The 21076-nt window shown below is 57.6% G+C and carries 19 protein-coding genes; 5 read left to right on the top strand and 14 right to left on the bottom strand.

The window, feature by feature from the left end; genetic code table 11:
* Positions 1 to 96: 96 nt before the first annotated feature.
* Positions 97 to 1062 carry an ABC transporter permease gene (locus RCH87_RS06410; RefSeq protein WP_306515888.1) on the bottom strand — a complete coding sequence of 322 codons (966 nt, stop codon included), beginning with the start codon at positions 1060 to 1062 and terminating at the stop codon, positions 97 to 99.
* A gap of 55 nt (positions 1063 to 1117) precedes the next feature.
* Positions 1118 to 2755: an ABC transporter substrate-binding protein gene (locus tag RCH87_RS06405; RefSeq protein ID WP_306515887.1), complete on the bottom strand. Its 1638-nt coding sequence runs from the start codon at positions 2753 to 2755 to the stop codon at positions 1118 to 1120.
* A 263-nt stretch (positions 2756 to 3018) separates the two neighbouring features.
* On the opposite strand from RCH87_RS06405, the gene RCH87_RS06400 reads away from it, so the two are divergent.
* Positions 3019 to 3717, top strand: coding sequence for a FadR/GntR family transcriptional regulator (locus RCH87_RS06400; RefSeq protein WP_306515886.1), 699 nt, complete (start codon positions 3019 to 3021; stop codon positions 3715 to 3717).
* Between the two features lie 38 nt (positions 3718 to 3755).
* Here the strand turns inward: RCH87_RS06400 and RCH87_RS06395 are convergent, their stop codons facing one another.
* The 3 genes from RCH87_RS06395 to RCH87_RS06385 form a co-directional block, all read right to left on the bottom strand.
* Positions 3756 to 4481, bottom strand: a complete 726-nt coding sequence (locus tag RCH87_RS06395; protein WP_306515885.1) for a putative N-acetylmannosamine-6-phosphate 2-epimerase — start codon at positions 4479 to 4481, stop codon at positions 3756 to 3758.
* Positions 4482 to 4557: 76 nt separating this feature from the next.
* Positions 4558 to 5511: an ROK family protein gene (locus tag RCH87_RS06390; RefSeq protein ID WP_306515884.1), complete on the bottom strand. Its 954-nt coding sequence runs from the start codon at positions 5509 to 5511 to the stop codon at positions 4558 to 4560.
* A gap of 2 nt (positions 5512 to 5513) precedes the next feature.
* A complete protein-coding gene (locus RCH87_RS06385) occupies positions 5514 to 6455 on the bottom strand; it encodes a dihydrodipicolinate synthase family protein (RefSeq protein WP_306515883.1) in 942 nt (313 codons plus the stop codon).
* A gap of 142 nt (positions 6456 to 6597) precedes the next feature.
* Here RCH87_RS06385 and RCH87_RS06380 point away from each other — a divergent pair, with 142 nt between their 5' ends.
* The 4 genes from RCH87_RS06380 (at position 6598) to RCH87_RS06365 (ending at position 12410) form a co-directional block, all read left to right on the top strand.
* Positions 6598 to 7746, top strand: coding sequence for an N-acetylglucosamine-6-phosphate deacetylase (locus RCH87_RS06380; protein ID WP_306515882.1), 1149 nt, complete (start codon positions 6598 to 6600; stop codon positions 7744 to 7746).
* Between the two features lie 48 nt (positions 7747 to 7794).
* Complete coding sequence (gene nagB, locus RCH87_RS06375; RefSeq protein WP_306515881.1) at positions 7795 to 8616, top strand: glucosamine-6-phosphate deaminase; 822 nt, start codon at positions 7795 to 7797, stop codon at positions 8614 to 8616.
* Between the two features lie 60 nt (positions 8617 to 8676).
* Entirely contained in the window at positions 8677 to 11598 is a 2922-nt protein-coding gene (locus RCH87_RS06370; protein ID WP_306515880.1) for an FAD-binding and (Fe-S)-binding domain-containing protein, read from the top strand.
* A gap of 161 nt (positions 11599 to 11759) precedes the next feature.
* Positions 11760 to 12410: a hypothetical protein gene (locus RCH87_RS06365; protein WP_306515879.1), complete on the top strand. Its 651-nt coding sequence runs from the start codon at positions 11760 to 11762 to the stop codon at positions 12408 to 12410.
* 53 nt (positions 12411 to 12463) lie between these two features.
* Here RCH87_RS06365 and RCH87_RS06360 read toward each other — a convergent pair whose 3' ends face one another.
* From RCH87_RS06360 to RCH87_RS06320, 9 genes are all read right to left on the bottom strand, one after another.
* On the bottom strand, positions 12464 to 12880 hold the full coding sequence (locus tag RCH87_RS06360; RefSeq protein WP_306515878.1) for an RNA-binding S4 domain-containing protein: 417 nt from the start codon (positions 12878 to 12880) through the stop codon (positions 12464 to 12466).
* A gap of 93 nt (positions 12881 to 12973) precedes the next feature.
* The gene (locus tag RCH87_RS06355; protein ID WP_306515877.1) at positions 12974 to 13210 is read right to left on the bottom strand and encodes a hypothetical protein; all 237 of its coding nucleotides are present in this window, start codon (positions 13208 to 13210) and stop codon (positions 12974 to 12976) included.
* A gap of 11 nt (positions 13211 to 13221) precedes the next feature.
* Complete coding sequence (locus RCH87_RS06350) at positions 13222 to 13863, bottom strand: YigZ family protein (protein WP_306515876.1); 642 nt, start codon at positions 13861 to 13863, stop codon at positions 13222 to 13224.
* Positions 13864 to 13876: 13 nt separating this feature from the next.
* Positions 13877 to 15178 carry a threonine ammonia-lyase IlvA gene (gene ilvA / locus RCH87_RS06345; protein ID WP_306515875.1) on the bottom strand — a complete coding sequence of 434 codons (1302 nt, stop codon included), beginning with the start codon at positions 15176 to 15178 and terminating at the stop codon, positions 13877 to 13879.
* Between the two features lie 112 nt (positions 15179 to 15290).
* Complete coding sequence (gene dnaE, locus RCH87_RS06340) at positions 15291 to 18869, bottom strand: DNA polymerase III subunit alpha (protein ID WP_306515874.1); 3579 nt, start codon at positions 18867 to 18869, stop codon at positions 15291 to 15293.
* Between the two features lie 30 nt (positions 18870 to 18899).
* Positions 18900 to 19097: a hypothetical protein gene (locus RCH87_RS06335; RefSeq protein WP_306515873.1), complete on the bottom strand. Its 198-nt coding sequence runs from the start codon at positions 19095 to 19097 to the stop codon at positions 18900 to 18902.
* Positions 19098 to 19108: 11 nt separating this feature from the next.
* Positions 19109 to 19666, bottom strand: a complete 558-nt coding sequence (locus RCH87_RS06330; RefSeq protein ID WP_306515872.1) for a hypothetical protein — start codon at positions 19664 to 19666, stop codon at positions 19109 to 19111.
* 62 nt (positions 19667 to 19728) lie between these two features.
* The gene (locus RCH87_RS06325; RefSeq protein ID WP_306515871.1) at positions 19729 to 20664 is read right to left on the bottom strand and encodes an RluA family pseudouridine synthase; all 936 of its coding nucleotides are present in this window, start codon (positions 20662 to 20664) and stop codon (positions 19729 to 19731) included.
* Positions 20654 to 21076, bottom strand: a 423-nt coding sequence (locus RCH87_RS06320; RefSeq protein ID WP_306515870.1) for a signal peptidase II, incomplete at its 5' end; no start/stop codon positions are given. The genes RCH87_RS06320 and RCH87_RS06325, both read right to left, overlap by 11 nt.

Raw genomic sequence — 21076 nt, 5'->3', positions numbered from 1 at the left:
CCATGGAAATTTTTGATTTCACTGGCAGGTTTGCCAGGCCGCTGAATCGCGCACCGGCCTTATTCTCGAGCCTTTGTGTGGTTTTTGCTCGTAGCATTAGATGCTCCTAATTCGTGGATTAACCAGCACGTAGAGAATGTCGACGATGATGTTGATGACGATGAACGCGATCGCTACCACCAGCGTGACGCCCTGCACAAGGTAGACGTCGTTACGCACGACGCCGTCGAGAATAAGCTGGCCCATAGCCTGAATATTGAAGATGATCTCAATGACGGCTGCGCCACCCATCAGGTAGCCCACTCGCAAGCCCAACACGGTAATCGGGGTGATCAGTGCGTTACGCAAGACGTTGCGCCCGATCACTTCACTGCGCGGAACTCCGGCACCGATGGCCATGCGAACGTAGTCTTTATCCAGCTCTTCCACCATTGAGGTACGCACGACACGGGTCAACGAACCAGCCACCGGCACGGCCAACGCCACTGCAGGAAGGAAGATGTTGTTCGCCCACGTCGCTGGATCTTGGCTGAACGGTACCCAACGGGCAACCACGGCGGGAAACGCTCCCCAACCACCCGGGATGGTGCCCAGCCACTGGATGAGCAGAATTGCCAACCAGAACGATGGGGTCGCCAAAGCCGCGATGGAGAGCACGCGGATGACCTGGTCCACCCATTTTTCGCGGTAGATCGCAGCCAGCACTCCCAAGACCACAGACAAGATCACGGCGAGCAAAAGGCCGGTGAACGTCAACTGGAGCGTGATGGGAAAAGCGTGCGCGATACGTTCGGTCACAGGGACGCCGCCTGACGATAGTCCAAGATCACCTTGGACCATGTTGGCTAAGAACTGGCCATACCGTACCAACAGCGGATCGTTGAGACCGTGTTCTTCGCGATACGCTTCCAGGGCTGCGGGCGAAGCAGTCTCACCGAGCGCAAGACGTGCCGGATCCGCCGGCGAGAACGACATGATGAAAAACACCAGGAAGGTCACGCCGAGGATCATGATGGGCAGCGCCACTAACCTGCGCCCGATGAGGCGGATGAGATTCGACATTGCGAGTGCCTTTATGCCTTTAAGTACTCAGAGGTGCAATTGCTCAGTGCCGTAATTATTCGGTGGTACCTGCACCCAAGAAATACAGCCCAGTTACCGGAATCGGCTTGAAATCAACCAGCGTGTTGTTGTCCCACGCGCTTGGAGCCTTGCGGTGGAACAGTGGGTAGAGTGGCACCTCGTCGGAAAGCACGTCGAAGGTTTCGTTCCAGATTTCTTGTTGCTTGGACTCGTCAGTTTCCTGCAAGCCTTCCTCGAGCAAGGTCTGGATCTTCTCGTAGCCCTCGTCATTCCAGTGCATACGGGTCTGGGTCCAGGTGTCGTTGCCGTACCACCAGCGCATCAGCAAGTTCGGGTCGCTACCGAAGACTGATGGATCACCTGGTGCCAGAACCACATCGTAAGCTTCTGGCTTATCGTCGATGGTGTTGTAAACGTCAGAGGATTTCTTCTCTTCGAATTCGACCTCAACGCCAGCTTCTTTCAGGCTCTCCTGAATGATTGGCGAGACTTGTTTTACCCAGTCGTGGTCAGTAGCCAGCAGACGCAGCTTGCTCACACCAGCTTCTTCAAACAGCTCTTTGGCTTTTTCTGGGTTGTGCTCATAGACGTTTTCAGCTTCGTGGAAGTTCGGGTGCTCGGTATCCAGGAAGGATTTGGCTGCGGTGGCCTGGCCCTGCATGGCATTTTCGATGACCTTGTCCATGTCGATCGCGTACAGGAACGCCTGGCGTGCATTCTTGTCCGAGAACTGGTTCGAAGGATCGTTGTTGAACATCGAGAACAGCAAGCCAAAGCCCTGCTCGGATTCGAGTTCGTTGGTGGCGGCAACGGTATCAACGTTGAGGTATGGCACCGCGTCAATGGCCTGTACCTGCTGGGACTGCAAGGCATTGATGCGTGTCGAGGCATCCGGGATGATGTCCCATTCCATGCTTGCCGAGCGTGCTGGGCGGTCACCGTTGTAGTGCTCATTGCGTTCAAACTTGATGGTGTTGGTTGCTCCGCCGTTATCCGTCATGGTGTACGGGCCGGAACCAATCGGGTTGTTGTCAAAGGCCTTTGGATCTTCCTCAACAACGTCTTTCGGTACGATCTTGACCGTCGACAAGCGCTCCGCCAGAACACCGGTTGGGTGCTTCAGCACGAACTTGACGGAGGTCTCATCAACCTTTTCCACCGATTCGATGAAGTCGATGAACGAGGCATACAGCGATTCATTGCTTTCATCCATCACGCGTTCGAAGGAATAGACGACATCCTCGGCAGTCACATCGTTACCGTTGGAGAACTTCGCGCCTTCACGCAGCTTGACGGTTACTTCGGTGTCATCGCCGGATTCCGGAACCTCAGAGGCAAGCGCGGCGTAGGTGGAGCCGTCGGTTTGATCCAGTTCGGTCAAACCTTCCAGGGTGTGCCAGTTCACTGACAAGGTAAGTGCCGCGGTGGTGGTCATCGGGTCATAACCATTGGTGCCGAGCTCATAAGAGATGGCGGCGCGGATAGTGCCTTCTTCGTTGACCTCACCTGCTGCAGCATCCGAGGATCCGGAGGAGCTGCTGGAGCCATTAGAGCTGGAATCTTGTGCGTTGGAGGAATCTTGGTCAGGCGCACAGGCAGCTAACGCAAAAGTCATGCTGGCAGCGGCGGTAACCAAACCGATCCGGCGGATGATGGAAAGCTTCGAAGTCATGAGGTCTTGATCCTTTCTTCAAGGCCCTATCGCGTATCGCGTCGAAGATTAGCGGTTGTACCGTGATTTTCCACGACGGAACCCGAAGGTGTGAACGTCATCATATAATATGTCAGACATCTGACTTCGAACAACTATTTTAGCTCTAACCTTTCTCACACAATCGCAAAATTGCCCGTTTACCAAGGTCACCCGCTTTGTCCTGGTACCACCACGGGGGTAACCTCACTCGTTCATCCCCATCGTTTCCGAAAGGAACCACAGTGAATCAACGCACTAATGCCGCCACACTGGCCGTCAACGGAATCACTGATTACATCAAAAAACACGAATTAAAACCCGGGGATTCGCTACCGACGGAAGCCCGCCTGTGCGAAGCACTTGATTTATCCCGTTCCTCCGTGCGCGAAGCCGTGCGCACCTTAGCCAGCCTCGACATCGTCGACGTCCGCCACGGGCATGGCACCTTCGTCGGCTCATTGTCGCTCTCACCTCTCGTGCAAGGCTTAGTGCTGCGCACCATTATTGATTCCGCAAATTCTTTCGACCATCTACGCGAAGTCGTCGAGGTGCGGATTGGCTTAGACCTATCCATGGCCGAAGAACTCTGCAGCAAGTTCACCGCAGACGACGCCACCTACCTTTTAGAGCTAGTACAAACGATGCAGGCCAAACATTCGACGGGTGCATCTTTCGCTGCTGAAGACCGCGCCTTTCACCGGCGCTTGCACTCGCTGGTGTCGAATAATCTTCTCCAGGAGCTTTCCGACGCATTCTGGCAAGTACATATGGACGTCCTGCCGTTGATGAAGCTGCAAATGCCCGGCGATATCGAGATCACCATCAAAGCCCATGCAGCAATGGTGCACGCGCTGCAAGCTGGCGATGCGCAGCGCTATCGCCAGGTAGTAATCGAACACTACGCGCCACTACAACGCGCGATCGCAGCACAATCTATGTAGCGATCGCGCTGCAGTCTATGTGAGGGTCTGCCCGAGCTTTAACGCTTGAATGCCGCCGCAAACGCAGCGGTAATCCAACCTGGATCAGTAATAGCAGTGCCCGCGATGATGGCATTCGCACCGTTCGCAATGCCCGCAGTGACCGCCTCTGGGCTATGAAAACGCCCCTCCCCAATCACAAAGGCGTCGTCGCCCAGCAAAGCCCTGCCTGCAGCGAGACACTCCAGATCCGGACCGGAAGTCTTTTCCCGATGCTCGGTATAGCCTGCCAAGGTCGTGGAAATGATATCGGCTCCGTCGTCATGCGCTGCCGCCATTTCTTCCGGGGTAGCACAATCGGCCATCATCAAAACGCCGAGTTCATGGGCTAGATCCACTAACTCAGCGAAAGTTGAGCCATCCGGACGTGGCCGAAATGTAGCGTCTGCGCACACCACCGCGGCGCCGGCTGCAGCAACCGCACGCACCGATTCCTTCGTCGGAGTGATATAAACCCCGGTATCGCCTTCTTTGGTCAGCCCGAACACTGGAACATCGACTGCTCGGGCGATCGAGGAGATATCGGCAACGCCACCGTATCCACCGCACCGAATCGCCGGGGCACCTCCAGCTACACACGCACGAGCAACATGAGTCAACGTGTGGGTATCGCGCATGGCATGCCCGTCGGGAGCCTGCACGGAAACCACCAGGTTATCCCGCACGGCAGTGATAATTTCTTGCCGACGGCCGACGATATCAGAGGCACTAAACGTAAAAGGCATAGCTTTTTCTGCTTTCTGTCTGCTTTCTGTTTTCTGTTTTCTGCTGTAAACCTAGAAATCTAGCTCGAGAATTTTGTTATTCCGCGTATGCCCGCGCGTAGGCGGCTGCACCCATCAAGGGTGCAAGCTTGCCCAGTTCCGAAGCGACGATCGGCAACCGCTGTGCCGAATCAACTGTCCATTGCGCAAAACCTGCCCGCAGCGCCCCTAGTACCGGCTCACCAAGCCCACCGACACCACCGCCAATAACGATGCCGTCGATATCCAGGGCGAACGACAAGCCTGCTAATGCACGGCCGAAACCACGGAGGTTGCCGTCGACAACCTCGAAGGCCAGGCGGTCGCCAGCGTGATAACGCTCCATGATTTCCGGCAGGCTCAGGTCATCCTCGCCGGCTGGATGGTCCCAAGCAATCGGTTCGGAGAATTCTGGATCACGCGATAGCACGTTGTAGTAGCGCGCCAAGGAATTTCCCGAGCAAGTATTTTCCACGCGCTCGGCGAATCCACGCAGGTCGGCCACCAACAGCTCAGAAAACTCACCTGCCGAGCCGGTCGTTCCAGATACCAGCTCGCCATCAGTCACGATGGCTCCCCCGACGCCCGTGCCCAGTGACAAATAGATCACGCGCCCACTCATCTTGCGACCAGCACCGTATTTGTGCTCGCCGAAGGCCCATACGCGAACGTCGTTATGACAGGCGACGGGAACATTGGTGTGCCGGGCGATGATGTCTTCGACGATCGTGCCCTGCCAACCTGGCACCGTGGGGCCAGAGCGCAAAATCGTTCCGCTGGGCCCGCGCACGATGCCCGGCGCGCCGACCCCGATGCGGTCCGGGGTTATTCCGGCTGCTTGGGCGTCGGCAAGCGCTATCCCTACGGCTTTGTCGAATTGCTCGGCAAGCAACGAGTCGTGTGGCTGGGCCGGGACCGTCCCGCTTGCAACCGCGTGGGTGGGATCGTCGTCATGGACGATGCCGTAGGCGATTTTGGTTCCACCGATATCGAAACACAGTGTGCTTGGCACAGTTATTCACCGTGGCTGTGCTCGTCGACGATGGCAGCAACCTGAGCGTGTTCATCGTCGTTGAGTGGTACGTGAGTTGGTGACATCCGTGGCGAGGCGAATATGCCCAGGTGGTGCAGTGCGGATTTGAATCCGCCGAGACCTGCTGCAGATCCGCCCATGCGTGAGCCGTCACCAACAAAGGCGACGGACATGAGTTTGTTGATGCGTTCTTGGATCTCAACGGCGCGGTCCCATTGCTTCGAGGTGCATGCCTCGTGCAGTTCTACGTACGCGTACGGATCGACGTTGCCCAGGCCTGGGACCACGCCATCGCAGCCGCCGAGGTAGGCGTAGTCGACGGTCATTTCCGAGCCGGTCAGGATAACGAAATCCTCCAGTTGCGCGCTCTTGCGGGCTGCCACGATGGCGCGGGTGTAGTCGTCTTTGCCCCCAGAGTCTTTAATGCCGGCCAATACGCCTTCTTGTGCGAGGTTGATCAGCATTGGGATTTCCAGCACGACGTTGACTGAAACCGGAAGGTTGTAGGCGAAAAGTTTAAGTTCCGGCGCTGCGGCGTGGATTTGGCGGAAGTGCTCGGCGATTTCGTTGGGGTGGGTGCGCACATAGAACGGCGCGGTGACAACCAGGGCATCGACTCCGCGTTCGCGGGCGTCGGCGACGTGTTCCAGGCAGCGCGGGGTGGTCATGTCGATGACACCGGCGGCAACTGGCAGGCGTCCAGCGTTTTGCTCGATGATGGTATCGAGCACGACCTGGCGGTTTTCCCTGGTCAAAAACGCAACCTCGGCGGATGAGCCGAGGGCGAAAAGTCCATGGATTCCGGCTTTAATCATGCGCTCAACCTGCGCACGCAAGGACTCGGTATCGATGGTGAAATCTTCGTTAAATGGGGTGACGATCGGCGGTACTACCCCATGGAACGGCGTGATGTTTTCTGGCATGTCTTCTGCGCTCCTGACGACGTGCGTGTATGGTTCGTGCACAACTTTCTGCAAACATCATACGTCTTATGTCTGGGTGGGGTAGAATTTCGACAAAGCATTTCGCAGGTACACCTTGCAGGAACCACTCCACAGGAGAACCATGACCCCTTCTGTTTCTGCCGGAAAGCCCCCGCTTCCGCATCATCTCGAAGGCAGACTCGTCACCGCACAGCAGGTGTGGAACAACGCACGCATCACCCTCGATGATTACGGCGTGGTCACCTGCATTGAGCCACTACCCGGGGAAGGCGCGATCACCTGGGTTCCCGGCTTCGTCGACTTACACAATCACGGCGGCAACGCCGGGGCCTTTCCCACCGGGAGCGCCGATGATTGTCGACGGGCGGCGTTGTATCACCGCAGCCACGGCACCACACGCATGCTGGCCAGCCTGGTTTCTGGCACGGGCGACGAATTAGCGCGACAGTCTGAACGTCTGGCCCCGCTTGTCGACGAAGGGCTGATCGAGGGCATCCACATGGAAGGCCCTTTTATCAATCCAGGTAAATGCGGCGCGCAAGATCCGAGCAAGATCATGCCCGGCAATCCGCAAATTTTTGCCCGCGTGATCGATGCTTCTGATAACACGGTCCGTTCTATTACCTTCGCACCCGAGACTGAGCACGGCGATGAGCTGTTGCAGCTCTGCGCTGAACACGACATCATCGCATCATTGGGGCACTCGAACGCTGATTACGATTCCACGCTGACGGTCATCAACCAGGCAGCAGATTTGGGCGTGACAGTTACCGCAACACACTTATTCAACGCGATGCCACAGATCCACCACCGCGCTCCCGGTACCGCCGCGGCGTGCCTCGCGGCTGCACGCAGTGGCCAGATCTTCCTCGAGCTCATTGGCGACGGCGTCCATCTTGCCGATGGCACCGTGGACATGGTCATGAACGGCGGAAACCTGGGAGCATTCGCCATCACCGATGCAATGGAAGCAGCCGGGCTTGCCGACGGCTCCTACCGGCTCGGCGATCTCGACGTAGCGGTAGAAGCTGGCGTCGCTCGTCTGGCCACCAGCGATGGCAGCCCCGGAGCTATCGCCGGCGGCACCACCACGTTGTTCGAGCAGTTCCTCCGCTTTTCGCGGCGTCACAGTCTATCGGAAGCGGTGGCGTTTACCTCCACGAACGCGTTGGCCGTGCTCAACCAGCATGCTGAGATCCTTGGAAACCCCGTCGACTTGGTTGGCATTAACCCGAATAACTCCATCCACGCGGTGCATACCGCCAGCTAATGAACCTGATCACAATAAACATTCCCTGAAAGGCTGCCCAGAGACACCATGGAAATCTTGATTCGCCCCTCCGCAGATGCCGTCGCCCAGCAGGCAGCAGACATCATCGCCAGCTACGTACACACCGATCACAACGACTCCCCACAAAACACCGGCGGCGCAGACAACAACGGCGGTACCGTGCTCGGGCTGGCCACCGGCTCCACCCCGCTGGCTACCTACCAAGAATTAATCCGCAGGCACAAGCAAGAAAACCTCAGCTTCCGCGGTTGCACGGTGTTCATGCTCGATGAATACGTCGGCCTCGCCCCAGACCACGAACAGTCCTACGCCCGCACCATTCGCCGCGAGTTTACTGACCACGTCGATATCAACGATGCCGATGTCTACTCCCCTGCTGGCAACACCGCTGACCCGCTGCAGGCTGCCGCGGAGTACGAAGAGCTGATCACCCGCAAACAGGTCGCCATCCAGCTGCTCGGGATCGGCACCAACGGTCATATTGGGTTTAACGAACCGACATCCTCGCTCAATTCAGTGACGCGATTGAAAACTCTGCAGCCACAGACCATCACAGACAACGCGCGCTTTTTCGATTCTGCGGACGAAGTGCCCAAGCACGTTCTCACCCAAGGCCTGGCCACCATCCGGCGCGCCGGGCACCTGCTGCTGGTTGCCACCGGTGCGAACAAAGCCGCGGCCATCGCGGCGGCGGTGGAAGGGCCGGTTTCGTCGATGTGCCCAGCATCCGCCCTGCAATTGCACCCGCACGCCACCGTGCTGGTCGACGAACAAGCCGCATCGCTCCTGACTTTCCGCGAGTACTACCAGTACGCTGACCAGAATAAGCCACCGTACCAAGCGTATTAAGCCAGTTAACGGATTCAGCAGAATATGGCGTCGCCCACTTTGCCCTATAAGCTATTGACTATGAAAAAACTGCTGACTCCCAACCCACACCGCTACGGCAGGCCAGAAAACTCCACGCCACAAAGCGATGCCGTGCCCACCTCCCACCTGCGCGCCGATAAACAACAGCTCGTCGACGATATGAGCGCGATCGTCGGCCCGGAAAACGTGCACGCACGCATTAGTGACGTAGTCCGCTATGCCTCGGATGGCGGCCCGTACCGCTTGCTCCCGCAGGTCATCGTCGCACCCCGCAACACGCAGGAACTAGCGCGCGTGATGCGCTATGCCACCAACCATGGCCGTAATATCACGTTCCGTTCTGCTGGCACCTCACTGAACGGCCAGGCTCAGGGCGATGATCTACTGGTCGATCTGAAAACCTACTTCACCGGCATGGAGGTTCGCGACGGCGGCAAGGTGTTGTGGTCGCGCCCAGGCGTGATTCTCGGTGATGCCCAGGCGGTACTCGGCCGCGATGGTTTCATGCTGGGGCCGGACCCCGGATCAACGTCGGTGTGCACCATCGGTGGTGTGCTCGCCAACAACGCCGGTGGCATGCGCTGTCGGCTGGAAAACGATAGCTATCACAGCATCCGCCAGGCGGAATTCGTTCTGCCTTCGGGCACGATCGTCAACACGCGCGCCGGTGATGCGAAGTTCCGCTCGCAGGAGCCGGAACTGCACGCTGGCCTGCTGCAGCTGCGCGACAAGATCCGCAGCGACGAGCAGTTGGTTACACACTTGCGGGAGAAATTTTCTATCCGCAACACCAACGGACTGCGCTTGGACGCGTTCTTGGACGAAGAAGAACCAGTACGCATCCTGATGCACCTGTTAGTCGGATCCGAAGGTATTTTTGGCGCATTCACCGAATGCGAGCTTGATACCGTCGCGTTGCCGAAGAAGAAGGCTGTGTCCTGGGTGATGCTGCCCGACCTTTTCCAGGCTGCGAATTACGTCGCCCCGCTGATGGAGACCGGTGCCTGGGCCTGTGAGCTCATGGTCGCGCCAGTGATGAAGAAATCGGTAGAAAACTTCGAGCAAGCGCCAGCCGAATGGGCAGACATTTCCGACGAATCCGCAGCGCTTTTGCTCGAGGTCGGTGGCGCCGATGATGACGAGCTTGCCGCGGCCATGGATCGCGTCAAAGATGTGCTTGCCGACGCTGATCTGGGCGCCGAACTGGAATTTCTCACCAGTGATGCGGACATCCGCGGTGCCTGGGCTATCCGTAACGGGCTATTCGGTCTGCTGGGCGCCGACCGCCCGCAGGGATCGGCGCTGATCACCGAGGACGTGTGTTTCCCACCGGCGCAGATCGGTGCGGCTGCTGCCGATTTGCTGCATTTGCTCTCACGCTATGGTTACCCGGAAATGGTCATGGGCCATGCCGCCTTCGGTAATCTGCACTTCTTCCTCATCCCGGAATTTGATGATCCGAAAGAAAAGGATAAATACGCCGAATTCCTGCGTGAACTCGCGGATCTGGTGATCGACAAATACAACGGCTCACTCAAAGCCGAGCACGGCACGGGCATCAACATGGCACCGTTCGTGCGCCAAGAATGGGGTGATGCCGCCTGGAACCTGATGTGGGAGGCCAAACAGCTCATCGATCCCACGGCCATGCTCGCCCCGGATGTGAAACTCACCCGACGTGAGGACAACCACCTGCACAACTTCAAATCATTCCCACGCGTGGAAGCAGAGATCAACCCGTGCGTGGAATGTGGTTTCTGCGAACCAGTCTGCCCTTCCCGACACGCTACCGTGACCCCACGCCAGCGCATCGTGCTGCGGCGAGAAATGGCGCGCCAAGCCCCCGGCTCGCCGGTGTTGCAGCAGCTGCAGGAGGAATACCAGTACGACGCGGTCGATATGTGCGCTGCCGACGGTACGTGTGCCATCCCCTGCCCCATCAGCATTGATACCGGTGCGGTGATGAAGAACCTGCGCGCCAAGCAGACGACCCCGCGCGCGGAAAAGGTCGCACTGACAACAGCGCAGAAGTGGGATGTCGTCGAAAAGCTCGCGCGTGCTGGCATCATCAGCGCGAACAAGGTCGGCGAAAAAGCCGCTGGGTGGGCTGCCAACATGGCCCGGAATGTGATTAACCCGGATCTGGTGCCGTCGGTGCCTGGCGCGCTGCCGCAGGCAGCGGACCGTTTGCCAGCTACCGAACGCGCCGGAGCCAGCGCGGTGTATTTCCCGGCCTGTGTGAACCGGATTTTCGGTCGCCCGGCTGGGTCGGATCCCGAATCCGTCGACCTGCCGCGCGCCATGGTGGAATTAGCCCGCCGCAGCGGCCAGTCGTTGTGGATCCCGGATGACGTCACCGGTTTTTGTTGCGGCACGCCGTGGTCGTCGAAAGGCTACCAGGATGGCTTTAGCCACCAGGCGCACGCGATCGTGCGGAAATTCCACGAGTGGTCGCAAGGTGGCGAGTTGCCGATCATCATCGATGCCTCCAGCTGCACTCACGGCTTGTTGTCCGGCGTGCCCGAGGTGCTGGATGCCGAGACGAAGCAGCTTTACGACGAGCTGCGCATCATCGACATCGTCGAATGGCTGCATGATGATGTCATTGATTACCTGCCGATCCACCACGACATGGGCACCATCGCAGTGCACCCGGCCTGTTCTACCCAACATATGAGCCAGACTGACGCGCTCGTCGCCGTCGCCAATCGTGCGGGACGCGCGACTATTCCGTTTGGTGCGATGTGTTGCGGCACTGCCGGCGATCGCGGATTGTTGCACCCGGAATTGGTGGAATCTGCCACCCGCGAGGAACGCACCGGCTTGGATGCCCGGCATTACGACGCATTTGTTTCCTCAAACCGTACTTGTGAGATGGGCTTGGATGTCGTGGCTGGTTACCAATTCGATTCGGTGGCGGTGTTGTTAGAAAAGGCCTCACGACCCGTGATCACGCCATAAATGCGATGGTGGCGGTGGCTGAAGTCTGAAACAGCGCTGCTGCTGTTTGCTGCTGTTTCGGCGGCTTCCATTGTGAGCGGGAACCTGCGTTGGTTGTGCACAGTCCAATGAGTCTGTAGCTGAGCCTGGCAACACGCCAGCGAACCAACGAAAGGATCCCGATGACTGCACCCGCGGTAGCCACAGCCACAGTCACAGCCACAGCCACCCCGCCAGGTTTTGCGGACTGCATCCCAGTGATGAGGCCAACGTCCTGGGTAGATCAGTGTGGTTTAAGCGACGATGGATTTTGCGATTCACTAGCGTATCTACCGCTTTCGCGCTCCACAGCGGTCACGCTGAGCGTTGCTGAGATCACGTTGAGTCACCGGGCATTGGCAGAGTTTGACTTGCCGATGCGCCGCGCTTGGGATTTGGCTGCCGATAATGTGCTGCGGGCGGCGCACACCCCGCAGGGCACGCAGTTTTGGACCAGGCCCGCCGCCCACCTACTAGGAGACGGTGCTCCGCCAGGGCTGCAGCTGCGATCTCATCCCGTACCGGCAACAACCTGGCTAGCGCACCCCCATTTGTTGACCATCATGCACGACCAGTTAGCGCGATTGCTGGGCAGCGATAGCCTGATTTTCTTAGCCCCGAATACCGACACTCTCCTGGCATTAACCGAATGCACAATCCCATCGGCTACATCCTGGTTGCATGTCGCCGCTGAACACACGCAAGGGGTATCTGGGTTCTCGCGGGGGCGCGACAGCCTTTTGTGCCAAGCACCCTTGGTTGCTGCCCACGGCTTTCCTACGGAATTGTGCTGAGCATCCTTACGGAATTGTGCTGAGCATTCCCGGCAAGCCCCAGCTCGAAACTGTTAACTCCGGTGTTTTCCGGTGAATTTCTCCATGTCACGACGATCTTTCTTCGTCGGCCGCCCGGCACCGGGATCGCGCTTCGGCACCGTCGGTTGCAACGGCTTTGGCGGCGCCGGCGGAGAATGATCGATATAGCAATGCTCCGCGATCTTCGCCCCCACGCGCTTAGACACCGTCGCGTTAATCTCTAAGCGAAATTCCCGGTCATCTTTCCACAGGGTAATTCGCAACCCCGGCACCACCGGCGACGACGGCTTGGCAACCTTATCGCCAATCAGGACGTGCCCGGCTTTGACCGCTTTGGTAGCCTCAGCACGGGTTTTGAAAAATCGCGTCGACCATAGCCAAGCATCAATACGTACCGGCGAGGCCGACGGTTCATTCGCTTTCGCGGTCGCATTTGTTTGGGATTTCATCAGCACAATCGTTCGTGATATTCAGCGCTGCTAATGGTGAACGCTAGTAGCAAAACAACTAGGAGAAATGAGCTAGGTGTAAAGAGCTAAGAATTAATAGCTATCGCGATGGTTGATGATCTTGCGCACCTTGTTGTAGTTGTACACGCCACCAACGACGGCCACGACAAAACCAAGGAGCAACCAGAACCCAGAGCTGGAAAACAAAAACGCGAACAACAGGCCGCCGCCGAGACCAGCACCAACGCTAATCACGCCGTTTTTGGAATATTTCCGCACGGCTGCTTTGCGTCGTTCAATGGGATTTTGCGCAGAAGGTTGCATGCTCATGTCCGTCGATTCTACCGTTTTTCCACCCACGCTGTCCCAGCTTCCACCAGCTGTGCAGTACCAGCGGTCAACGCCGCAAGCTGCGATTCAAGTTGCTCGAAATCACCCGGGGCAATGGCCAAGGTATAGGTGACCTCGGCACCGTACTGCGTATCAGTGATGGCGATATTTTTCGCGCGCAGCTCAGCTTCATACTTCTGCGCATCAGCATGCGAAAAACTTACCTCGTACAAGTTGCGTAGGCAGCGCCAACGGCGATCCACCTGCGCAAGCGCATCGCCAGCAGCTTGCGAATAAGCGTGCACCAGCCCTCCTGCGCCGAGCTTAATGCCGCCGAAATAGCGGACCACCACACACGCCAAATCCTGCATCCCGGAACCCGCTAATACATCCAATATTGGTTTTCCGGCAGTACCACCAGGTTCGCCGTCGTCAGACGAGCGCTCCACCGGATTGGCTTGCTCGACACGATAAATATAGGCCGAACAATGGTGGCGCGCATCAGGAAACTCAGCACGGACGCGGTCGATGAACCCACGCGCTTGTTCATCATTGGCTACCCGTTCGATGATGCCGATAAACCGCGAGCGTTTAATCTCAATTTCCGCGCGGAACGACTCGCCGTCTGCGGGCAGCTGATAGCAATGTTTCATTCCTCGCTCAGTTCTATTTCACCAAATAGTCGTATTCCGAAGTACCCGGCAACAAGCGCTGGCACTCAATTGATGAATCTGCCATGCGCTCTAACAACGGTTCCAAATCCGTCGCGGCACCGAGTTCCAGCCCCACCAGCGCTGCCCCGGTTTCACGGTTATTGCGCTTGAGGTATTCGAACAGAGTGATGTCATCGTCCGGGCCAAGCACTTCCATCAAGAAATGCCGCAACTGTCCCGGTTCTTGCAAGAAATTAACCAAAAAATAGTGCTTGAGCCCGCGATCGACCAAGCTACGCTCCATGATCTCGGCATAACGCAGCACATCATTGTTACCGCCCGAGATAATGCACACCACCACAGAGCCCGGCGCGATATCCATTTTGCGCAATGCTGCCACTGAAAGCGCGCCGGCGGGTTCAGCGATGATTCCTTCGTCTTGATACAAGCCCAACTGCGCGGTGCATACCGCGCCTTCGGAGACAGTTAGGTGCTGGATGCGCTCACGGTTAGCGTCGATGATCTGGAAAGGTTTCGCGCCGATGCGCTTGACGGCCGCACCGTCGACGAAAGCATCGACGGTCTCCAGAGTGACCGGCTCCCCGGTGGCCAGGGCTGCTTCCAGCGAGGCCGCCCCTTGTGGTTCAGCACCGACAAGTGTTGCCGTCGGTGCCATATCTGCGAAATAACTGGTAATCCCCGCCAGGAGGCCGCCGCCACCAACTGGGACAACGACGGTATCCAGGCTGTGCCCACGCGCTGAGAGTTGCGACAGGATTTCTGCGGCAACGGTGCCTTGGCCAATGATGGTATCGCGGGCGTCGAAAGGCTCGATGACTGTCGAACCATGCTTTGCGGCTTCTTCGCGGGCTGCGGCTGCGGCCTCATCGAAGTTGGCCCCAGTGACCACCAGCTCGACGGCTTCACCACCGTGGACCTTGATGCGGTTGCGTTTTTGCTTCGGGGTTTTCGTCGGCACGAAAATTTTTCCCTTGATGCCCATGGTGCGGCAGGCATAGGCTACGCCTTGGGCGTGGTTGCCGGCCGAGGCGGCGACGATGCCAGCTTCGCGCTCGACTTGGCTCAATTTCGCGATCGAATAATAGGCGCCACGGATTTTGTATGAGCGGACATCTTGCAAATCTTCGCGCTTCAAAAAGATTTCTGCGCCGGTTTCTTGAGACAGGCGCGGGCAGTATTGCAAGGGGGTAGGCGCGATGACGCTCGAAATTCGGGACTGCGCAAGCTGAATATCAGAAGCCCGCACGGGCTCGAAATTATCAGGGGACGCTGTGGCAGTCTGCGGGGAAGTCATAGCCACTTATTGTAACCACCCCCTGCACACAGCACATAGTTGGAGGCTGCACTAAGTTGAGCTCAGCAATAAATCGAACTCAGCAACAAGTCGAACCAGCAACAAGCACAACCTAAGTTTGCGCCATGACGATCCCTGGGCCCATCGTGGCTTTCAAATCTCCCATCAAACTGTTCGATCGCTCGACTGCGAGATGATCGCCCAACACCAAAACTTCTTCTGCCTCACCGTGGCTGAGGGTCAAATAAACCTCAGTATCACCAGGATGTTCCAGCAGCACGGACTTCAGCGCGGCGATGGTTTCCAGCGAGCATTGTTGCGTCGTCAAGTGCAGTCGCAATGGCAGGCCTGCTCCCCCGCCCCGTCCGAGTTCCGGAACTCGCATGTCGTTGCCGATTACTTTTTGATCACCATCGCCCCACACCTGGATCTGGGCTTTGAACAGCACAATATTGTCCTCGACGATATCTTCAGCCACCAGAGAATAAGCTTTGCTGAACACCCAGACGTCAACCTGCGCACCGTGGTGATCTTCGATCGTGACGATCGCCCAGGGTGAGCCGTCCTTTTTGGAAAAGCGCCGATCAACGCTAGAGATGATGCCACCGATCACCACGTTCTGTTTCGGTTTTAGCTCACCGGAAACCACCGTCGTCAGTGCAGTATCGGTATACGATGCCAGCGCCTGTTCAAACCCATCAAGCGGGTGACCAGAAACGTAGAGCCCGAGCATTTCGCGCTCCAGCGCCAATTCATGCTTGCGCTCCCAGGATTCATCCGGGACGGTAATGCTGAAGGCGTTGTTCTCGGCATCATCGCCGCCCATGCCAGCAAACAGGTCGAATTGTCCCTTGTCTGCAGCTTTCTTCGTCGATTGCACGGAATCGACGGCATCTTCTTGAATCAGCATCAAGCCTTTGCGGGGATGGCCCAAGGAATCAAAGGCGCCGGCTTTGATTAGGGCTTCGGTGATGCGCTTGGAACACGGCAGCAGTTCGATTTTGTCCAGGTAATCGCCAAACGAACGGTACGCACCCTTTTGTCGACGAGTTTTAATGATCGAGTTCACCACTTCCGTGCCGACGTTGCGCACCGCCCCCATGCCGTAGCGGATGTCCTTGCCGACGGCCATAAATTCCACGTCAGATTCGTTGACGTCCGGCGGCAACACGTTGATGCCCAGATGGCGACAGTCTGCGAGGTAAATCGCTGATTTGTCTTTCTTATCACCCACCGAGGTCAGCAGCGCGGCCATGTATTCCGCGGTGTAATAAGCCTTGAGGTAACCCGTCCAGAACGAGACCAGACCATAACCTGCCGCGTGCGATTTGTTAAACGCGTACGAGGCGAAGGGTTCGATGACACCCCACAACTTATCGCAGGCTTCTTTGGAATAGCCGTTTTCTGCCATGCCTGACGAGAATTTCTCGTATTGTTGTGCAAGCACTTCGGGTTTCTTTTTACCCATGGCTTTACGGAAACCATCCGCCTCGCCGGCGGTGTAGTTCGCCAGCTTCTGTGAAATACGCATGATCTGCTCTTGGTACACGATCAGGCCATAGGTTTCTGCCAGGATGTCCTCGAGAGGTTCCGCCAGCTCCGGGTGAATCGGGGTGATGGGTTTGCGCCCGTTTTTGCGATCGGCGTAATCCAGGTGGGCGTTGACACCCATCGGTCCTGGGCGATAAAGCGCAAGCGCGGCGACGATATCTTTAAAGCCCGTCGGGTTCATGCGTTTCAGCAGCTCTTGCATGCCCGTGGAGTCGAGCTGGAACACGCCCAAGGTTTCGCCTCGCGACAGCAGGCGGTAGACCTCCGAGACTTCCTCGGCATCGGGAACCAGAGTTTCCAGGTCAATTTCTTCGCCCCGGTTTTGCCTGATATTGCGCAGCGCATCACCAATGACGGTGAGGTTGCGCAGCCCCAAGAAATCCATCTTCAACAGGCCAATGGCCTCGCAAGCCGGATAATCCCAGCCCGTGATGATCGCACCATCCGCGTTGCGCTTCCACATCGGAATGTGTTCCATCAACGGCACCGAAGCCATAATCACCGCACACGCGTGTACGCCTGGTTGGCGCACCACGCCTTCCAAGCCGCGGGCGGTGTCATAAATCTTTTTCACGTCCGGGTCAGATTCGATGAGGTTACGGACTTCTGTGGCCTCGGAATAGCGCTCATGCTCCGGGTCCATGATTCCCGAAAGCGGAATATCCTTCGCCATAATCGGAGCCGGCAGGGCACCGTTGATGCGGTCGGCCATTTGGAATCCAGGTTGGCCAAAGTGCACCTTCGCGGCGTCTTTGATCGCCTGCTTGGTTTTCACGGTGCCGAAGGTGATCACCTGGGCAATCTTGTCTTCACCCCAACGTTGTGCGGCATAGGTGATCATCTCACCACGACGGCGGTCGTCGAAGTCAATATCAATATCGGGTGCCGACGGACGCTCCGGGTTCAAGAAACGCTCGAACAACAGACCATGCTCGATGGGGTCAATATTGGTGATGGTCAGCGCGTAGGCCACCAGCGCACCCGCAGCCGAACCACGCCCCGGGCCAACCCAAATCCCCACCGAGCGGGCATATTTGATTATCTCGGCAACGATCAAGAAATACGACGGATAGCCTTTGCCGTCGATGACGTCGATCTCGTATTCCGCGCGGTCAATGTATTCCTGCGGGATGTCTTTACCAGGAAAGCGTTCTGCCAGGCCTTCCATCACCTCATGGTGCAACCACGTGGTCGGTGTATAGCCTTCTGGCACGTCGGCAATCGGCATGCGGTCATGGGAGTGCTCTTCCCACATCGAGGAATAATCACCGACGCGCTCGGCAATCCACAAGGTGTTATCGCAACCATCCGGGACCATGTGATCCCACGATTCGCGCATCTGTTGCGCGGATTTGATGTAGTAACCGTCGCCGTCGAATTTGAAGCGATCCGGGTCTTGGAAAGTCTTGCCGGTTTGCACGCACAGCATCGCCTCGTGGGCTTTCGCCTGTGATTGCAGCACGTAGTGGCAGTCGTTAGTCACCAGTGGCGGCAGATCCAGGCGCTTGCCGATCTCGAGCAGTTGATCCCTTGTGCGTTTTTCGATGTCAAGGCCGTGATCCATCAACTCCAGGAAGTAGTTTTCCTTACCGTAGATGTCCTGCCACATCGCCGCTGCTTCCAGAGCTTGGTTAAACTGCCCCAGGCGCAAGCGAGTCTGTACATCCCCCGATGGGCAACCGGTGGTTGCGATGATGCCGTCGGCATGCTCTGCGATGAGCTCAGCATCCATGCGTGGCCACTTACCCAGTTGACCTTCATAGGAAGCCAGCGACGAGAGTTTGAACAGATTCTTTAAGCCGGTGGCGTTTTCCGCCAACATCGTCTGGTGCAAATAAGCACCGGAAGCAGAGACGTCATCACGCTTTTGATCCGGTGTTCCCCAGCGCACACGGTTTTTATTAAAACGAGATTCCGGGGCCATATAGGCCTCAATGCCGATGATTGGCTTGATGCCGTTGGCCGTCATGCGGCGGTAGAACGCATCGGCGCCGAACATATTGCCGTGGTCCGTCATACCCACAGCTGGCATTTTTTGCCGGTTGACCTCTTCCGATAGCAAATCCACCTTGGCCATACCGTCCAACATGGAAAACTCTGTGTGGTTGTGCAGGTGGACGAAAGAGGAATTTTTAGCCATGGCGTTAGTTTAGCGCCCGGTGGCTGGTTCTCAAGCGTGCTGTTCTAAGGCCTTTTCTTGGTTAGAGTGGGCGCGAAGAATATAAAACGCAGCGACGGCCCCGAAAAGCACGGCAAGCAACCCTGGCCAGGCAAAAGAGCCATTGAACACGCCAATGACCAGGCTGAAACATCCCACAAAAATCGCCAGCAAGGCGAAGGTGAAGGTGATCGATTCTCGCTTCTTCATAGGCACGCAGTCTAGTCGAATTCAAAGGCTTCCGGGGCAGGCAGGCTCGGTGGACTAATCCCGAATTGCGACCACACCGCATCAGGCGGCAAGACTTCGATGGTGTGGACCGCTGGCTGATCAGTCAACGGAGCCAGGTTTGTTGGAGTGTCGAAGACGATGACCGCAATGATCTCCGCGCTATCGGCGGCAGCTAACGTGGTGCGAATTGCATCGGCGCGTCTAGCCCCGGCTACCGGCTCTGGGGTTGCCAGGATCTTCCCCTCCCTCGTGATGATGCTGCCCACCCGCTGCAGATCAGCAACGAACTCTCCGGTCTGCATTGCCGAAAGCGGCGTGGTGAAACCGAGCATAGAAAAAGCGTTTTCCGACGGCGCACGCCGAAGCGCTACGGCCAAAGAATCGTCGGCAAGCTCGCGGTATTCAGCGTGGGTCTGCCCAGACTGCGGGCCCAAATGATCGCCAGCAAACGGGCGCGGGCGAGCATAATCGCTGCCGCCGGCCAACCAGAGCACAGTCGCCACCAGTGAGATGATCACTAGCATGGCGCCAATGGTTCGGGTGTTCATCGCGCTATACCTGCTGCATCGATTGGTTTTGTTGCTGCCAGCCTGGTCATTGCCCAGCCTGGTCACTGCCGGAGTTTGCCCAGCGCGTCGGCAAGATCATCTGGGTACGGCGCTTCAATTTCCATCCAGTGGCCGTCACCTGGGTGATGGAAACCAACCTTGACTGCGTGCAACCACTGCCGCTGCAGGCCAAGTCGCTGCGCAAGGTTCGGGTCGGAGCCATACATCGGATCTCCACAACACGGGTGCCCCAAAGCGGACATGTGCACGCGGATCTGGTGCGTACGCCCGGTTTCGAGGGAAATCTCCAACAGGCTGGCTTCGCGGAAGGCTTCTAGCAGGCGGTAATGCGTGATCGCGCGCTTTCCGTCGTCAGTCACTGCAAATTTCCACCCGGCACTCGGGTGGCGCCCAATCGAGCCGTCGACCGTACCCTCGATCGGATCTGGCAGCCCCTGCACCAGCGCGTGATAAGTCTTGGAGACGTTTCGCTGCCGGAAGGCATTTTTCAGGCTGCTATATCCCCGTTCCGAAGCTGCAACCACCATCACGCCAGAGGTTCCGACGTCTAAGCGTTGCACAATGCCTTTGCGCTCCGGCGGGCCAGAGGTGGAAATGCGAAATCCAGCCGCGGCGAGACCACCGACTACAGTAGGACCGTCCCAGCCCACCGTGGGATGGGCGACGACGCCAACGGGTTTGTGCACGGCGATGAGGTCGTCGTCGAAATACAGGATATCCATGCCTTCGACGAGCTCTTCTTTCGGCACCAGTGGTTTCGCCGGTTCCGGCAGTGTAACTTCCAGCCACGCACCTTCGTGCAGGCGTTCAGACTTGCCGACGACGGCGCCGTCGACAAGCACATCTCCGTCCGCGCTCAAATTCGCGGCGACGGTGCGCGATAATCCCAATAGTTTTGCCAGCGCTGCATCCACGCGCATGCCAGCGAGACCTTCGGGGACTGGAAGCGAGCGGGTTTCGCGGTTATTAGTGCTCATCGCTGGCCTCCTGTGCGACTTCGTTTCCGTTGTTATTGGTGCTGTTGCTATTGGTGCGGGTGCTGGTGCTGTCTTCTCCGTCATCGTCGCTGCCCGCCGCACGCACCCGGCGCTCCTCAGTTAGCACGGCAACCAGGAACAATCCGACGCCGACGGTGATAAAAGAATCGGCAACGTTGAAAATGGCGAAATCCCCCACGGAGATGAAATCCACCACGTGACCAAACCAAAAACCCGGCTCGCGGAACAGACGGTCAATGAGATTACCGCCTGCCCCGCCGGCAATCATTGCCAGCGCGATGGCTTGGAAACGATCGTGGACAAACGGCGAGCCAGCGATTACGCCGAGCAAAAAGACTAATTGGAAAGTGGTAAACAACCAGGTGGAGGATTCCCCACCCAGGGAGAAGGC

This window comes from Corynebacterium sp. (assembly GCF_030826625.1).
Classification (GTDB): domain Bacteria; phylum Actinomycetota; class Actinomycetes; order Mycobacteriales; family Mycobacteriaceae; genus Corynebacterium.
The sequence above is the reverse complement of the archived record's forward strand: the minus strand, read 5'-3'. Positions and strand labels throughout refer to the sequence as shown.

Bases quoted from the DNA above. Each gene is read 5' to 3' on its own strand.
- RCH87_RS06410 (WP_306515888.1), bottom strand. From the start codon at position 1,062: ATGTCGAATCTCATCCGCCTCATCGGGCGCAGGTTAGTGGCGCTGCCC.
- RCH87_RS06405 (WP_306515887.1), bottom strand. From the start codon at position 2,755: ATGACTTCGAAGCTTTCCATCATCCGCCGGATCGGTTTGGTTACCGCC.
- RCH87_RS06395 (WP_306515885.1), bottom strand. From the start codon at position 4,481: ATGCCTTTTACGTTTAGTGCCTCTGATATCGTCGGCCGTCGGCAAGAA.
- RCH87_RS06385 (WP_306515883.1), bottom strand. From the start codon at position 6,455: ATGCCAGAAAACATCACGCCGTTCCATGGGGTAGTACCGCCGATCGTC.
- RCH87_RS06380 (WP_306515882.1), top strand. From the start codon at position 6,598: ATGACCCCTTCTGTTTCTGCCGGAAAGCCCCCGCTTCCGCATCATCTC.
- nagB (WP_306515881.1), top strand. From the start codon at position 7,795: ATGGAAATCTTGATTCGCCCCTCCGCAGATGCCGTCGCCCAGCAGGCA.
- RCH87_RS06370 (WP_306515880.1), top strand. From the start codon at position 8,677: ATGAAAAAACTGCTGACTCCCAACCCACACCGCTACGGCAGGCCAGAA.
- RCH87_RS06365 (WP_306515879.1), top strand. From the start codon at position 11,760: ATGACTGCACCCGCGGTAGCCACAGCCACAGTCACAGCCACAGCCACC.
- RCH87_RS06360 (WP_306515878.1), bottom strand. From the start codon at position 12,880: ATGAAATCCCAAACAAATGCGACCGCGAAAGCGAATGAACCGTCGGCC.
- RCH87_RS06355 (WP_306515877.1), bottom strand. From the start codon at position 13,210: ATGAGCATGCAACCTTCTGCGCAAAATCCCATTGAACGACGCAAAGCA.
- RCH87_RS06350 (WP_306515876.1), bottom strand. From the start codon at position 13,863: ATGAAACATTGCTATCAGCTGCCCGCAGACGGCGAGTCGTTCCGCGCG.
- ilvA (WP_306515875.1), bottom strand. From the start codon at position 15,178: ATGACTTCCCCGCAGACTGCCACAGCGTCCCCTGATAATTTCGAGCCC.
- dnaE (WP_306515874.1), bottom strand. From the start codon at position 18,869: ATGGCTAAAAATTCCTCTTTCGTCCACCTGCACAACCACACAGAGTTT.
- RCH87_RS06335 (WP_306515873.1), bottom strand. From the start codon at position 19,097: ATGAAGAAGCGAGAATCGATCACCTTCACCTTCGCCTTGCTGGCGATT.
- RCH87_RS06330 (WP_306515872.1), bottom strand. From the start codon at position 19,666: ATGAACACCCGAACCATTGGCGCCATGCTAGTGATCATCTCACTGGTG.
- RCH87_RS06325 (WP_306515871.1), bottom strand. From the start codon at position 20,664: ATGAGCACTAATAACCGCGAAACCCGCTCGCTTCCAGTCCCCGAAGGT.